The organism is Pseudomonas sp. 24 E 13 (assembly GCF_900004715.1).
Taxonomy (GTDB): Bacteria; Pseudomonadota; Gammaproteobacteria; order Pseudomonadales; family Pseudomonadaceae; genus Aquipseudomonas; species Aquipseudomonas orientalis_A.
In genome coordinates this window covers 16,865-30,404 of the sequence record NZ_CVTO01000126.1, presented here as the reverse complement: position 1 = coordinate 30,404, position 13,540 = coordinate 16,865, and the positions used below count along the sequence as shown (strand labels likewise).

The 13,540-nt window shown below is 60.1% G+C and carries 16 protein-coding genes; 6 read left to right on the top strand and 10 right to left on the bottom strand.

The annotated features are described in order from the left end of the window. Positions 1 to 125: 125 nt before the first annotated feature. From hisC to BFP90_RS15585, 10 genes are all read right to left on the bottom strand, one after another. Positions 126 to 1,178, bottom strand: a complete 1,053-nt coding sequence (hisC, locus tag BFP90_RS15630) for a histidinol-phosphate transaminase (protein ID WP_065892634.1) — start codon at positions 1,176 to 1,178, stop codon at positions 126 to 128. Positions 1,179 to 1,181: 3 nt separating this feature from the next. Next, positions 1,182 to 2,501, bottom strand: coding sequence for a histidinol dehydrogenase (hisD, locus tag BFP90_RS15625; protein WP_065892635.1), 1,320 nt, complete (start codon positions 2,499 to 2,501; stop codon positions 1,182 to 1,184). 127 nt (positions 2,502 to 2,628) lie between these two features. Beyond that, on the bottom strand, positions 2,629 to 3,264 hold the full coding sequence (gene hisG, locus BFP90_RS15620) for an ATP phosphoribosyltransferase (protein WP_003188599.1): 636 nt from the start codon (positions 3,262 to 3,264) through the stop codon (positions 2,629 to 2,631). A 215-nt stretch (positions 3,265 to 3,479) separates the two neighbouring features. Continuing rightward, positions 3,480 to 4,745 (bottom strand): UDP-N-acetylglucosamine 1-carboxyvinyltransferase, encoded by a 1,266-nt coding sequence (gene murA / locus BFP90_RS15615; RefSeq protein ID WP_065892636.1) that lies wholly within the window; start codon positions 4,743 to 4,745, stop codon positions 3,480 to 3,482. A gap of 23 nt (positions 4,746 to 4,768) precedes the next feature. After that, the gene (locus BFP90_RS15610; RefSeq protein WP_003188597.1) at positions 4,769 to 5,008 is read right to left on the bottom strand and encodes a BolA family protein; all 240 of its coding nucleotides are present in this window, start codon (positions 5,006 to 5,008) and stop codon (positions 4,769 to 4,771) included. Between the two features lie 115 nt (positions 5,009 to 5,123). Next, on the bottom strand, positions 5,124 to 5,429 hold the full coding sequence (locus BFP90_RS15605) for an STAS domain-containing protein (RefSeq protein WP_065892637.1): 306 nt from the start codon (positions 5,427 to 5,429) through the stop codon (positions 5,124 to 5,126). Then, entirely contained in the window at positions 5,426 to 6,073 is a 648-nt protein-coding gene (locus tag BFP90_RS15600) for an MlaC/ttg2D family ABC transporter substrate-binding protein (protein ID WP_065897290.1), read from the bottom strand. Before BFP90_RS15600 ends, BFP90_RS15605 begins: the two co-directional genes overlap by 4 nt. Before the next feature lie 11 nt (positions 6,074 to 6,084). Further along, a complete protein-coding gene (gene mlaD, locus BFP90_RS15595) occupies positions 6,085 to 6,552 on the bottom strand; it encodes an outer membrane lipid asymmetry maintenance protein MlaD (RefSeq protein WP_065885792.1) in 468 nt (155 codons plus the stop codon). Next, entirely contained in the window at positions 6,552 to 7,349 is a 798-nt protein-coding gene (mlaE, locus tag BFP90_RS15590; RefSeq protein WP_065897288.1) for a lipid asymmetry maintenance ABC transporter permease subunit MlaE, read from the bottom strand. Before mlaE ends, mlaD begins: the two co-directional genes overlap by 1 nt. Further along, complete coding sequence (locus BFP90_RS15585) at positions 7,349 to 8,158, bottom strand: ATP-binding cassette domain-containing protein (RefSeq protein WP_057724577.1); 810 nt, start codon at positions 8,156 to 8,158, stop codon at positions 7,349 to 7,351. The genes mlaE and BFP90_RS15585 overlap by 1 nt, the downstream gene beginning before the upstream one ends. A gap of 310 nt (positions 8,159 to 8,468) precedes the next feature. Here BFP90_RS15585 and BFP90_RS15580 point away from each other — a divergent pair, with 310 nt between their 5' ends. From BFP90_RS15580 to BFP90_RS15555, 6 genes are all read left to right on the top strand, one after another. Continuing rightward, positions 8,469 to 9,443: a KpsF/GutQ family sugar-phosphate isomerase gene (locus BFP90_RS15580; RefSeq protein WP_065897286.1), complete on the top strand. Its 975-nt coding sequence runs from the start codon at positions 8,469 to 8,471 to the stop codon at positions 9,441 to 9,443. Then, on the top strand, positions 9,444 to 9,968 hold the full coding sequence (locus tag BFP90_RS15575) for a KdsC family phosphatase (RefSeq protein ID WP_003171809.1): 525 nt from the start codon (positions 9,444 to 9,446) through the stop codon (positions 9,966 to 9,968). It begins immediately after the preceding gene. An 8-nt stretch (positions 9,969 to 9,976) separates the two neighbouring features. Further along, positions 9,977 to 10,549 carry an LPS export ABC transporter periplasmic protein LptC gene (lptC, locus tag BFP90_RS15570; protein ID WP_065885790.1) on the top strand — a complete coding sequence of 191 codons (573 nt, stop codon included), beginning with the start codon at positions 9,977 to 9,979 and terminating at the stop codon, positions 10,547 to 10,549. Then, complete coding sequence (gene lptA, locus BFP90_RS15565; protein WP_065885789.1) at positions 10,536 to 11,069, top strand: lipopolysaccharide transport periplasmic protein LptA; 534 nt, start codon at positions 10,536 to 10,538, stop codon at positions 11,067 to 11,069. The genes lptC and lptA overlap by 14 nt, the downstream gene beginning before the upstream one ends. Further along, entirely contained in the window at positions 11,069 to 11,794 is a 726-nt protein-coding gene (gene lptB, locus BFP90_RS15560; RefSeq protein WP_004372092.1) for an LPS export ABC transporter ATP-binding protein, read from the top strand. The genes lptA and lptB overlap by 1 nt, the downstream gene beginning before the upstream one ends. Before the next feature lie 184 nt (positions 11,795 to 11,978). After that, complete coding sequence (locus tag BFP90_RS15555; RefSeq protein ID WP_057724573.1) at positions 11,979 to 13,472, top strand: RNA polymerase factor sigma-54; 1,494 nt, start codon at positions 11,979 to 11,981, stop codon at positions 13,470 to 13,472. Positions 13,473 to 13,540: the final 68 nt, after the last annotated feature.

Here is a 13,540-nt window from a genome sequence, read left to right as displayed (position 1 = left end):
GGCGGAACCCTAAGTGGCCGTTACCGCAGAAACGGATATGTACTCGATCTGATCCAACATCCTGGTCGGCACAGAGGCCGCCATCGGGGGCAAGCCCCCTCCCACATTTTTATCTCCAGTGTGGCTTAGAGCTCGCCCAGGCCATCAATCAGCGCCTGGTTCTGCTCCGGCGTTCCGATGCTGATCCGCAGGAACTGGGCAATCCGTTCCTGCTTGAAGTGCCGCACGATCACACCCTGCTCACGCAACCTGGCCGCCAGGCCGGCAGCGTCGTGTCGCGGGTGACGAGCGAAGATGAAGTTGGCCGCTGACGGCAGCACTTCGAAGCCTTTATCTTCCAGTTGTGCGACCACCTTGTTGCGGCTGTCGATCACCCATTGGCACGTCTTCTCGAAGTACTCACGGTCCTCGAACGCCGCCGCCGCGCCTGCAATCGCCAGCCGATCCAGCGGATAGGAGTTGAAGCTGTTCTTGACCCGCTCAAGCGCCTCGATGAGGTCCGGGTGGCCCACGGCCAGGCCCACCCGCAAACCGGCCAGTGAGCGCGATTTGGACAGGGTCTGGGTCACCAGCAAGTTGGGGTAGCGATCCACCAGGCTGATGGCCGTCTCGCCGCCGAAGTCGATATAGGCTTCATCGACCACCACCACCGAGTCCGGGCTGGCCTTGAGGATCTGCTCCACGGCGTCCAGCGCCAGCACGCAGCCGGTCGGCGCGTTCGGGTTGGGGAAAATGATCCCGCCGTTGGGCCGCGCATAGTCGGCCACGCGAATCTGGAACTGCTCGTCCAATGGCACCGCGTCGAAGGTGATGCCATACAGGCCGCAATACACTGGATAGAAGCTGTAGCTGATATCCGGGAACAGCAGCGGCAGGTCGTGCTGGAACAAGCCGTGAAAGATGTGCGCCAGGACTTCGTCGGAACCGTTGCCGAGGAAGACCTTGCCCGCATCGATCCCGTAATGGCTGGCTACGGCCTGCTTGAGCAGGTCGCTGTTGGGGTCCGGGTACAGACGCAAGTTGTCGTTCAACTCGGCCTGCATCGCCGCCAGCGCCTTGGGCGATGGGCCGTAGGGGTTTTCGTTGGTGTTGAGCTTGACCAGTTTGGTCAGCTTCGGCTGTTCACCCGGCACGTAAGGCACCAGATCCTTGACGAAAGGGCTCCAGAATTTACTCATGCCTTATTTCCCCTCTTCAAGAATGCGGTATTCAGCACTGCGCGCGTGGGCGCTCAGCGACTCGCCACGGGCCAGCACCGACGCGGTCTTGCCCAGTTCGGACGCGCCCTGGGGCGAACAGAAGATGATCGACGAGCGCTTCTGGAAGTCATACACCCCCAGCGGCGACGAAAAACGTGCGGTGCCGGAGGTCGGCAGTACGTGGTTCGGGCCTGCGCAGTAGTCGCCCAGGGCTTCACTGGTGTGGCGCCCCATGAAGATCGCGCCGGCGTGACGAATCAACGGCAGCCAGGCCTGTGGGTCCGCGACGGACAGCTCAAGGTGCTCCGGCGCGATACGGTTGGCCACTTCGATGGCTTGCTCCATGTCGCTCACCAGAATCAGTGCGCCGCGGCCATTGATCGATTTCTCGATGATCTCGGCGCGCTCCATGGTCGGCAACAACTTGTCGATGCTGGCGGCAACCTGGTCGAGGAAGTCGGCGTCGGGGCTGACCAGGATCGCCTGGGCGTCTTCGTCGTGCTCGGCCTGGGAGAACAGGTCCATGGCGATCCAGTCCGGGTCGGTCTGGCCGTCACACACCACGAGGATTTCCGAAGGCCCGGCGATCATGTCGATACCGACCTGGCCGAATACATGGCGCTTGGCGGTGGCCACGTAGATATTGCCCGGGCCTACCACCTTGTCGACCTTCGGCACGCTTTCAGTGCCATAGGCCAGGGCAGCCACTGCCTGGGCGCCGCCGATGGTAAACACCCGGTCGACGCCGGCGATGCAGGCGGCGGCCAATACCAGTTCGTTGAGTTCGCCACGCGGGGTCGGCACCACCATGACGACCTCGGTCACCCCCGCCACTTTGGCCGGGATCGCGTTCATCAAAACCGACGACGGGTACGAGGCTTTGCCGCCCGGCACATACAGGCCGGCGCGGTCCAGCGGCGTGACCTTCTGGCCCAGCACGGTGCCATCGGCCTCGGTGTAGCTCCAGGAATCCTGCTTCTGTTTTTCGTGATAGCTGCGCACCCGCGCCGCCGCCACTTCCAGCGCTTCACGCTGGGGCGCAGTGATACGCGTCAGGGCCAGTTCCAGGCGTTCACGGGGCAGGATCAGGTCGGCCATGGACTTGACGTCCAGGCCGTCGAACTGACGGGTGAAGTCCACCAGTGCCGCATCGCCGCGCTCGCGCACGGCTTTGATGATGTCGAGCACCCGCTGGTTGACCGAGTCGTCGGACACGCTTTCCCAGCTCAGCAGATGATCCAGATGATGGGCGAAATCCGGGTCGGCAGCGTTGAGTCGGGCAATTGCAGTGGACGTGGTCATAGCGAGGGCCTCATAGGATTGGCAAAAAACTCAGGCGCCCTAAACTACCGTTCGCTCCGCTTGGGCACCTGAGAATTCTGGCTATGAGGCGGATAGACGGGCGCAGCCTTTGGGCTACGCGGGTGAGTCAACCGCGGTGTCGAGACTCCACTGCCTTGCGCAGGGTGTCGATCAACGCCTGGATACGGGCGTGCTGCATCTTCATCGATGCTTTGTTGACGATCAGGCGCGAGCTGATGTCGGCAATGAAATCCTGGGGTTCGAGACCGTTGGCGCGCAGGGTGTTGCCGGTGTCGACCACGTCGATGATCTTGTCGGCCAGGCCGATCAGCGGCGCCAGCTCCATCGAGCCGTAGAGCTTGATGATATCGACTTGGCGGCCTTGTTCGGCGTAGTAGCGTTTGGCGACGTTGACGAACTTGGTCGCCACGCGCAGGCGGCCCTTGGGTTCGACATCGCCGACACGGCCGGCGGTCATCAGTTTGCACAGGGCGATACGCAGGTCCAATGGCTCGTAGAGACCCTGGCCACCGTATTCCATCAGCACATCCTTGCCGGCGACACCCAGGTCGGCGGCGCCATGTTCAACATAGGTCGGCACGTCGGTAGCCCGCACGATCAGCAGGCGCACGTCGTCCTGGGTCGTGGGGATGATCAGCTTGCGGCTCTTGTCCGGATTCTCGGTCGGCACGATGCCCGCTTCAGCCAGAAGCGGCAACGTGTCGTCAAGGATGCGGCCCTTGGACAGTGCGATGGTCAACATGGGAAATGTCAGTCCTTCATCAGGCTATTGCTGTCCGGTCGCAAACGGCGCCAGACACAGATCGAGGCCGTTACAGCCTCGATTTGAAACAAACCAGTGTGTGTGTAGGAGCGAGCTTGCTCGCGAAGAACTCATGGACACCGCGTTCATTCTGGATATACGCGTTATCGTTGACGTTTTTCGCGAGCAAGCTCGCTCCTACAATGCAGCGGGGACTAGCCCGGAACGCGGCGGATTTTAGCGCCGAGCATCTGCAGCTTTTCTTCGATGCACTCGTAGCCACGGTCTATATGGTAGATGCGGTCGATCAGGGTGTCGCCGTCAGCGCACAGAGCCGAAATCACCAGGCTGGCCGAGGCACGCAGGTCGGTGGCCATCACTGGCGCGCCCTTGAGCTTGTCGATGCCGGTAACGATGGCGGTGTTGCCCTCGACCTGGATCTTGGCGCCCATGCGGTGCAGTTCGTACACATGCATGAAGCGGTTTTCGAAGATGGTCTCGATCACGGCGCCGGTGCCTTCAGCGATCGCGTTCAAGGAAATGAACTGCGCCTGCATGTCGGTCGGGAATGCCGGGTACGGGGCCGTACGCACATTGACGGCTTTTGGCCGCTTGCCGTGCATGTTCAGCTCGATCCAGTCTTCACCGGTGGTGATTTCGGCGCCGGCTTCCTTGAGTTTTTCCAGGACGGCTTCGAGGATGGTCGGATCGGTGTCCTTGACCTTCACGCGACCACCGGTCACGGCAGCGGCAACCAGGTACGTGCCGGTCTCGATGCGGTCAGGCATGACTTTGTAGGTGGCGGTGTGCAGACGCTTTACACCATCAATAGTGATGGTGTCGGTGCCGGCGCCGGAAACCTTCGCGCCCATGGCGTTGAGGAAGTTGGCCAGGTCGACCACCTCCGGCTCGCGCGCGGCGTTTTGCAGGACGCTGCGGCCGTTGGCCAGGGCAGCGGCCATCATGATGTTCTCGGTACCGGTCACGCTGACGGTATCAAAGAAGAAATTCGCGCCACGCAGGCCGCCTTCCGGCGCCTTGGCCTTGATGTAGCCGCCTTCGACGTCGATGACCGCGCCCATGGCTTCCAGGCCACGGATGTGCAGGTCGACCGGACGCGAGCCAATGGCGCAACCGCCAGGCAGGGCCACTTCGGCTTCACCGAAACGCGCGACCATCGGGCCGAGTACCAGAATCGACGCACGCATGGTTTTCACCAGTTCGTACGGTGCGATCAGGGTCTTGATGGTGCGAGGGTCGATTTCGACGGACAATTTCTCGTCGATCACAGGCTCGATACCCATGCGACCGAACAGCTCGATCATGGTGGTGATGTCGTGCAGGTGCGGCAGGTTGGCCACAGTCACAGGGCCGTCGCACAGCAGGGTCGCCGCCAGGATCGGCAAGGCGGAGTTTTTCGCACCGGAAATGCGGATTTCGCCATCAAGGCGGGCACCACCGGTAATAATCAATTTATCCATAAGAATCTCGACGCCTTGGGGGCTCAGGTGCGCTCGGCCCAGGCCGCGCGGCTGAAAAATTTCATAGTGACCGCATGGATGCTGCCATCGGTGATCCATGGGTTCAAATGGGCATAGATCTGCTGCTGACGCTTGACCGGGCTCAATGCCGCCAGTTCATCGCTAATCACGTTCAGCTGGAAATTGCAGCCTTCGCCTTCAACTTCTACAGTCGTTTCCGGCAGCTTTCCTTCAAGGAAGCTCTTAACTTCTAGGGCCTGCATGCTCAACCTCTATCGGCGCCCAGTGCGCACGGGTCGCACATCATACAAAAAAGCCCCGCGCCTGCGAACCCCGCATAGCAGGACTCTGACGGGGGGCTTTTTTGATAAATGTGTATTAAGGGTGTGCCAACAGCTCGGTCAGGCCGGAAACCTCGGCAATCTCGCGCATGTCTTCAGGCAATGCACGGATGCTGAGTGGCTTTTTTGCCGCCTCGGCATCACGCATAAAGCACAGCAGCAGCGACAGACCGACGCTGCTGGACTTGGTCACCGCCGAGCAATCGACCACCAGCGCAGACGCGCTGCTGGCCTTGATCAGAGCCTGGCCCTGCTTGCGCAGGTCAGGCCCGGTGCGGTAATCGAGCACGCCGCTGAGCAACAGCTCGCCGGCGTCGCCGATACGAACAGCCGACTCGGTCATTGCGCTGGCTTCCCGGCTTCCTTATCGGAAGTTTCCTTGGCCTTGGCCACTTCACCGGCCCAACCATCGATGGTCTTGTCCAGGTCGTTGCCATTGCGCTGCATCGCGTCGGCGAACTGATCACGGAACAGCTTGCCGATATTGATGCCGTTGATGATCACGTTGCGCAGCTTCCACTCGCCCTTGACCTTCTCCAGGGTGTACTGCACAGGGTACACGGCACCATTGTTGCCCTTGACGCTCATGTTGACGCTGGTGCGGTCACCCGACTCATCCCCGGCCGGAGCCACGGTAATGCCCTGGTTGTTGTATTCAAGCAAGGCGTTGCCGTAGAACTGGAACAGCCCGCGCTTGAAGTTTTCCTGGAAACGCTGCATCTGCGCAGGCGTGGCCTTGCGCGAATACTTGACGGTCATGATGCTGCGGGAGATGCCTTCGGCATCGACCACCGGACCGACAATGCTGTTGAGCGCGTTGTAGAACAGGCTAGGGTCCTGTTTGTACTTTTCCTTGTTGGCCGACAGGTCAGCCAGCATTTTATTGGTGGTGTCCTGCACCAGTTCGTGGGCGGAACCGGCTGCGTTGGCCATCAACGGCAGCGCTGCAAGCAGCACCAGAAGGCCGCGTCGCAAGGTAGAGATCATGAACAGATTCCTCATTTGGCGTCTTTATTGACCGTGTTGAGCAGGAATTTACCGATCAAGTCTTCAAGTACCAACGACGACTGTGTGTCGTGGATTGTCGAACCATCCTTGAGCAGGGCTGTTTCCCCGCCAACGCTGAGACCGATGTACTTCTCGCCCAGCAGACCCGCAGTGAGGATGGATGCGGTGGAGTCCGTCGGCAGATTGTCCACCTTCTTGTCCACTTGCATCGTCACTCGCCCGGTGAAGCTGTCGCGATCCAGATCGATTGCCGTGACCTTGCCGACGGTTACGCCAGCCATGGTCACTTTAGCTCTGACCGTCAAACCGGCGATATTGTCGAAGTACGCGTAAAGTTTATAAGTGTCGGCGGTGGGGCTGGCCGACAGGCCACTGACCCGCAGGGCCAGCAACAGTAAAGCCAGGATGCCAGCCAGCAAGAAAAGGCCGACACCGATTTCCACAGTGCGGTTTTGCATCAGAAATCTCCAAACATCAAGGCAGTCAAAATGAAGTCAAGGCCCAGTACCGCCAGCGAGGCGTACACAACGGTCTTGGTGGTGGCGCGACTGATCCCTTCTGAAGTGGGTTCACAGTCATAGCCTTGGAATACGGCGATCCAGGTCACTACAAAGGCGAAGACGATGCTCTTTATGATGCCGTTGAACACGTCGCCCGTGAAGGTCACGCTGTTTTGCATGTTGGCCCAGTAGGAACCGTCATAGACGCCCAACCAGTCCACGGCCACCCACGAACCGCCCCAGATTCCGACCACGCTGAAGATCATCGCCAGCAACGGCAGGGAAATGAAGCCGGCCCACAGGCGCGGGGCAACAATGTACTTGAGCGGGTCCACGCCGATCATTTCCAGGCTGGACAGCTGCTCGGTGGACTTCATGTTGCCGATTTCGGCGGTCAGCGCCGAACCGGCACGCCCGGCGAACAACAACGCGGTGACCACCGGCCCCAGTTCACGCAACAGCGTCAGGGCGACCATCTGCCCTACCGCCTGCTCGGAACCGTAGCTGGACAGAATGTTGAAGCCTTGCAGCGCCAGCACCATGCCGATGAACACCCCGGAGACCACGATGATCACCAGGGACATCACGCCAACCGCATGCAGTTGCTTGAGCAGCAAGCCAAAGCCGCCACCGATACCGCCGCGACCGAGCAGGGCGTGGAACAGAAAAATAGTCGAACGCCCGAGGACTTCGACGATGTCGATGCCCGAGCGACCGAAAAGGCGAACCTTCTCGATAATAGATGTTTTGCGCATCAGCGCTTCCCCAGGAGATCTGCGCGGTAGTCCGCTGCCGGAAAGTGAAAAGGCACCGGGCCATCGGGATCGCCGGTCATGAATTGACGAATGCGCGGGTTATCGGCGTTCATCAGCTCCTCCGGCGTGCCCTGCCCCAGCACCTGGCCATCCCCCACGACATAGAGGTAGTCGGCGATGCTCGCGGTTTCGGCCAGGTCGTGGGACACCACGATGCTGGTGATCCCCAATGCGTCGTTGAGCAGGCGGATCAGGCGCACCAGCACGCCCATGGCGATCGGGTCCTGGCCCACGAAAGGCTCGTCATACATGAGGATCTGCGGGTCCAGCGCGATGGCTCGCGCCAGGGCGACGCGGCGCTTCATGCCGCCGGACAATTCGTCAGGCATCAGGTCGATGGCCCCGCGAAGTCCTACCGCCTGCAGTTTGAGCAGCACAATGTCACGAATCATCTCATCGGACAGCTGGGTGTGCACCCGCAGCGGGAACGCAACGTTTTCGAACACATCGAGATCGGTAAACAGCGCGCCGCTCTGGAACAGGACCCCCATGTGCTTGCGCGCATCGAACAGATCGCTGCGCGACAGGGTCGGCAGGTTCTGGCCGTTGACCCACACTTCGCCGGCACTGGGGCGCAATTGCATGCCCATCAGGCGCAGCAAGGTGGTCTTGCCGCAACCGGAAGGCCCCATGATGCCCGTGACTTTTCCGCGAGGAATGCGAATATCGACGTTATTGAAGATGCTGCGCGTACCGCGCTTGAAGGAAAGGCCCTTCAGCTCGACCGCGTAGGCGTTATCGGCACTCATCTAATCTCCTTGGGATGCAGCCTTTCACTCAGACACCATGTATGCGACTTTCGTTTACCGCGGATGCGCAAATGTTTGCGCCATGGGTTGGGCGGACCGAACTGGCCGCGAACTATATCACTGCTGGTACAGCGCCCCCAAGGCCGGAACAGTGCTTGTTCAGATTCAGGACAGCGAAAAAAACGTAGCGGGTTGTGATATTGAGACGAATCCGGGAGACCTTCGGAATAAAGCCTGACGAACTTGCGTGAGGGAATTGATCATTACCGCTATAATCGCCGACTTTTCGTCAGGCTATACGATTTCAGACATGAGCCAATCCAGCGACCTTATTCAATCCGCACAACGCACCATCCGCCTCGAGCTGGAAGCCGTAGAAGGTTTGCTGGCCCACATCGACGCAGATTTCGTACGCGCCTGCGAGATGATTCTGGCCAGCAAAGGCCGCGTTGTCGTAGTTGGCATGGGCAAATCCGGCCACATCGGCAACAAGATCGCCGCGACGCTGGCAAGCACCGGCACCACGGCGTTCTTCGTGCACCCGGCCGAGGCCAGCCACGGCGACATGGGCATGATCACCCGGGATGACGTGATTCTGGCACTGTCCAACTCGGGCACCACCAACGAAATCGTGACCCTGCTGCCGCTGATCAAGCGCCTCGGCATCACGCTGATCAGCGTCACCGGCAACCCGGACTCGACGCTGGCCAAGGCCGCCGAAGTGAACCTGAACGTTCATGTCGCCCATGAAGCCTGCCCACTGAACCTGGCGCCCACCTCCTCCACGACCGCCGCGCTGGTCATGGGCGACGCCCTGGCGGTGGCCTTGCTGGAAGCCCGCGGATTCACGGCTGAAGATTTTGCTTTTTCCCACCCCGGCGGCGCCCTGGGCCGTCGCTTGCTGCTGAAAGTGGAAAACGTCATGCATGCGGGCGATGAATTGCCCCACGTACAACGCGGCACCCTGCTCAAGGATGCGCTGATGGAAATGACCCGCAAGGGCCTGGGCATGACCGTGATCCTGGAAGCCGACGGGCGACTGGCCGGCGTGTTCACCGACGGCGATTTGCGTCGTACCCTGGACCGCACCATCGACATCCACACCGCGACCATCGATGCCGTGATGACGCCCCACGGCAAGACCGCCCGCCCCGAGATGCTGGCGGCCGAAGCCCTGAAGATCATGGAAGACCACAAGATCGGCGCGCTGGTGGTGGTCGATGACAATGACCGCCCGATCGGCGCCCTGAACATGCACGACTTGTTGCGTGCAGGAGTGATGTAAATGACCAGCGACCTGTTGCAACGCGGTAAACACATCAAGTTGGCGATATTCGACGTCGATGGCGTGCTGACCGATGGCCGCCTGTACTTCCTCGAAGACGGCAGCGAATTCAAGACTTTCAATACACTCGACGGCCAGGGCATCAAGATGTTGATGGCCGCCGGCGTGCAAACCGCGATTATCAGTGGTCGAAAGACCCCCGTTGTGGAACGCCGCGCACAAAACCTGGGGATTGCTCACCTGTATCAGGGCCGCGAGGATAAACTGGTGGTGCTGGACGAGCTTCTTGGCCAACTCAACCTAAGCTATGAACAGGTCGCCTATCTGGGTGACGACCTGCCTGACCTGCCGGTGATCCGCCGGGTAGGCCTGGGCATGGCCGTCGCCAATGCCGCAGCGTTTGTGCGCGAACATGCCCATGGCATTACCACCGCCCGTGGCGGCGAGGGTGCCGCCCGCGAGTTCTGCGAATTGATCCTGCGTGCCCAGGGCAGTCTTGAAGCGGCCCACGCCGCCTACTTATAGAGCCTTATATGCTGAGCAAAAAGATTCGCAACTTTCTGTTATTCGGGGTCATCGCCGCGCTGTTCCTCGCGGTGGGCTACTGGAATATCAGCCCGGAGCGCTTTCTCGACAAACCTGTCGTGCAGGTTGATGAAAGCATCATCGATAACTTCGCCACCAACACCCACACCGTGCAGTTCCTGCCCGATGGCAAGGTGCAGTACGTGCTGGCCTCCGACAAGGTCGAGCGCTTGAAGGCCTCGGAAGTCAGCCTGCTGACCAATCCGGACCTGAACCTCTACCGTGGCACCGAACTGCCGTGGCATGTCACCAGCCTGCGTGGCGAGGTCAATCCGGACGGCACCCAGATCGAACTGATCGACTCGGTACGCGTCGCACGTACAGACGCGCAGAAGCGTGACACCATCATTACCAGCAGTCGCATGACGGTATTCCCACAACAGCAATATGCGCAGACCGAGCAAGACGTTAGAATCGACGGCGCTGGCGGTGTATCGACTGGCAAGGGAATGAAAGCGTATTTGAAAGAAAGCAGGATACACCTGCTATCGAACGTAAGAGGACAGTATGAGGCTCGTTAAAACCCTCCCTATTTTGCTCGGTCTGGGCGCAGCACTGGGAAGCGTGAGCGCCTGGGCTCTGCCGAACGATAGCCAGCAACCGATCCACATCTCGGCTGACGATGCGCAGCTGGATGACAAACAAGGCGTCGCAACCTACACAGGTGGCGTCATCATCACCCAGGGCTCGATGAAGATCACCGGCAACACGGTGACCCTGACGCGTACCCAGGCCGGCGATATCGATGTCGTGACCTCGGTGGGCAACCTGGCTTACTTCGAGCAGCAGCAAAAGGCGGAAGACCCAGGCCCGATGAAGGGCTACGGCAAGACCATTCAATACCATGCCCAGCAAAATCGCATCGTATTGATTGACCAGGCCAAGGTACTCAGTGCCGACGGCAACTCGACCGAAGGCGAGAAAATCGTCTACAACACCAAGACCCAGGTCGCCCAGGCCGGTCGCGCCAATGGCAACAAGCTCAGCACACCTCGCCCACGGATCGACATGGTCATCCAGCCGAAGAAGAAGGCCGAGTAATGGCAACCCTGAAAGCCCAGCATCTGGCCAAGGCCTATAAAAGCCGTCAGGTGGTACGCGATGTGAGCCTGTCGATCGACAGCGGCCAGATCGTCGGCTTGCTCGGCCCCAACGGCGCCGGCAAGACTACCTGCTTCTATATGATCGTCGGGCTGGTCCAGGCGGACCAGGGACGCGTATTGATCGACGACCTGGACGTCAGCCACCAGCCAATGCACGGCCGTGCCCGCGCAGGTATCGGCTATCTTCCCCAGGAGGCGTCGATCTTCCGCAAACTGTCGGTGGCCGACAACATCATGGCGATCCTCGAGACCCGCAAGGAACTCGACCGCGATGGCCGCCGCCAGGAGCTGGAAAGCCTGCTGCAGGAATTCCACATCAACCATATTCGCGACAACCTCGGCATGAGCCTGTCCGGGGGTGAGCGTCGTCGTGTGGAGATCGCCCGCGCCCTGGCAACCGCGCCGAAATTCATCCTGCTGGACGAACCGTTTGCCGGTGTCGACCCGATCTCGGTGGGCGATATCAAGCAGATCATCCATCACCTCAAGGCAAAGGGCATTGGTGTGTTGATCACCGACCACAACGTGCGTGAAACCCTGGATATCTGCGAAACCGCTTACATCGTCAACGATGGGCAACTGATCGCCGAAGGTGATTCCGCGACGATCCTGGCCAACGAGCTGGTGAAAGAAGTTTACCTGGGTCACGAGTTCCGCCTGTAGACACGGTGATATCGGGCCATTGGCAAGAGTGCGAGCGAGTCAATGAAAACCTCGGTTTTTTTATTGTTACCGCGCTCTAGGCAAAGGCCCTGATTTCAGGCATATAATTTGCTTATGTTTGGCGCTCACGCGCCCTGTCGTGGATGGCGCATTGCGCCGGCGAATAAGGTGTTAAGCCCCTGCCATGAAACCATCGCTAGTCCTGAGAATGGGCCAGCAGCTGACGATGACACCGCAGCTGCAACAGGCCATCCGCCTGCTCCAATTGTCGACCCTGGACCTGCAACAGGAAATCCAGGAGGCCCTGGAGTCCAATCCGATGCTCGAACGCCAGGAAGAAGGCGACGACTTCGACAACACAGACCCTTTGGCCGACAACATCGAGCAAAAGCCCAATCCCGACGTGCAGGAACCGTCCTATCAGGAAACCGCCCCTACGGTGGATAACCTCGAGGACGGCGAATGGAACGAACGCATTCCCAACGAGCTTCCCGTGGATACCGCCTGGGAAGACGTGTACCAGACCAGCGCCAGCAGCCTGCCCAGCAATGATGATGACGAATGGGACTTCACCACCCGTACGTCGGTCGGCGAGAGCCTGCAGAGTCACCTATTGTGGCAACTTAACCTGGCGCCGATGTCCGACACCGATCGTCTGATCGCCGTCACCCTGATCGATTGCATCAACAACCAGGGTTACCTGGACGAGACGCTGGAAGAAATTCTTGAGGCGTTCGACCCGGAGCTGGATATCGAGCTGGACGAGATCGAAGCCGTCCTGCACCGCATCCAGCAATTCGAGCCCGCCGGGATTGGCGCCCGTACGCTCAGCGAGTGCCTGTTGCTGCAACTGCGCCAACTGCCGGCCAAGACACCCTGGCTGGCTGAAGCCAAGCGCCTGGTCAGCGACTACATCGACCTGCTGGGCAGCCGCGACTACAGCCAGTTGATGCGTCGCATGAAACTCAAGGAAGACGAGCTGCGCCAGGTCATCGAGCTGGTGCAGAGCCTCAACCCGCGCCCGGGCTCGCAGATCGAGTCCAGCGAAGCCGAATATGTCGTCCCTGACGTGATCGTGCGCAAGGACAACGAGCGCTGGCTGGTCGAGTTGAACCAGGAGTCGGTGCCACGCCTGCGGGTCAACCCGCAATACGCCGGTTTCGTGCGCCGCGCCGATACCAGCGCCGACAACACCTTCATGCGCAACCAGCTGCAGGAAGCGCGCTGGTTCATCAAGAGCCTGCAAAGCCGCAACGAAACCCTGATGAAAGTCGCCACCCAGATCGTCGAGCACCAGCGCGGCTTCCTGGAATATGGTGACGAAGCCATGAAACCGCTGGTGCTGCATGACATCGCCGAGGCGGTCGGCATGCATGAATCGACGATTTCACGGGTGACCACGCAAAAATTCATGCATACCCCGCGGGGCATATATGAGCTGAAATACTTTTTCTCCAGCCACGTAAGCACCTCCGAAGGCGGCGAATGCTCGTCCACGGCGATCCGCGCGATCATCAAAAAACTGGTTGCCGCGGAAAATCAGAAAAAGCCGTTGAGTGACAGCAAGATCGCTGGTTTACTGGAGGCACAAGGCATTCAGGTCGCCCGTCGAACCGTCGCCAAGTACCGCGAGTCCCTCGGGATCGCGCCTTCCAGCGAGCGTAAGCGTTTGATGTGACGGGCGGGGCATAGCGTTCCAGTGGCAGGCGCTTTTCGCCTGCCGCTTTATGCACTGGCAACGAAGGA

What these genes read in the sequence shown, in the direction of transcription:
- hisC (WP_065892634.1), bottom strand. Translation starts at nt 1,178, where the DNA reads ATGAGTAAATTCTGGAGCCCTTTCGTCAAGGATCTGGTGCCTTACGTG.
- hisD (WP_065892635.1), bottom strand. Translation starts at nt 2,501, where the DNA reads ATGACCACGTCCACTGCAATTGCCCGACTCAACGCTGCCGACCCGGAT.
- hisG (WP_003188599.1), bottom strand. Translation starts at nt 3,264, where the DNA reads ATGTTGACCATCGCACTGTCCAAGGGCCGCATCCTTGACGACACGTTG.
- murA (WP_065892636.1), bottom strand. Translation starts at nt 4,745, where the DNA reads ATGGATAAATTGATTATTACCGGTGGTGCCCGCCTTGATGGCGAAATC.
- BFP90_RS15610 (WP_003188597.1), bottom strand. Translation starts at nt 5,008, where the DNA reads ATGCAGGCCCTAGAAGTTAAGAGCTTCCTTGAAGGAAAGCTGCCGGAA.
- BFP90_RS15605 (WP_065892637.1), bottom strand. Translation starts at nt 5,429, where the DNA reads ATGACCGAGTCGGCTGTTCGTATCGGCGACGCCGGCGAGCTGTTGCTC.
- BFP90_RS15600 (WP_065897290.1), bottom strand. Translation starts at nt 6,073, where the DNA reads ATGATCTCTACCTTGCGACGCGGCCTTCTGGTGCTGCTTGCAGCGCTG.
- mlaD (WP_065885792.1), bottom strand. Translation starts at nt 6,552, where the DNA reads ATGCAAAACCGCACTGTGGAAATCGGTGTCGGCCTTTTCTTGCTGGCT.
- mlaE (WP_065897288.1), bottom strand. Translation starts at nt 7,349, where the DNA reads ATGCGCAAAACATCTATTATCGAGAAGGTTCGCCTTTTCGGTCGCTCG.
- BFP90_RS15585 (WP_057724577.1), bottom strand. Translation starts at nt 8,158, where the DNA reads ATGAGTGCCGATAACGCCTACGCGGTCGAGCTGAAGGGCCTTTCCTTC.
- BFP90_RS15580 (WP_065897286.1), top strand. Translation starts at nt 8,469, where the DNA reads ATGAGCCAATCCAGCGACCTTATTCAATCCGCACAACGCACCATCCGC.
- BFP90_RS15575 (WP_003171809.1), top strand. Translation starts at nt 9,444, where the DNA reads ATGACCAGCGACCTGTTGCAACGCGGTAAACACATCAAGTTGGCGATA.
- lptC (WP_065885790.1), top strand. Translation starts at nt 9,977, where the DNA reads ATGCTGAGCAAAAAGATTCGCAACTTTCTGTTATTCGGGGTCATCGCC.
- lptA (WP_065885789.1), top strand. Translation starts at nt 10,536, where the DNA reads ATGAGGCTCGTTAAAACCCTCCCTATTTTGCTCGGTCTGGGCGCAGCA.
- lptB (WP_004372092.1), top strand. Translation starts at nt 11,069, where the DNA reads ATGGCAACCCTGAAAGCCCAGCATCTGGCCAAGGCCTATAAAAGCCGT.
- BFP90_RS15555 (WP_057724573.1), top strand. Translation starts at nt 11,979, where the DNA reads ATGAAACCATCGCTAGTCCTGAGAATGGGCCAGCAGCTGACGATGACA.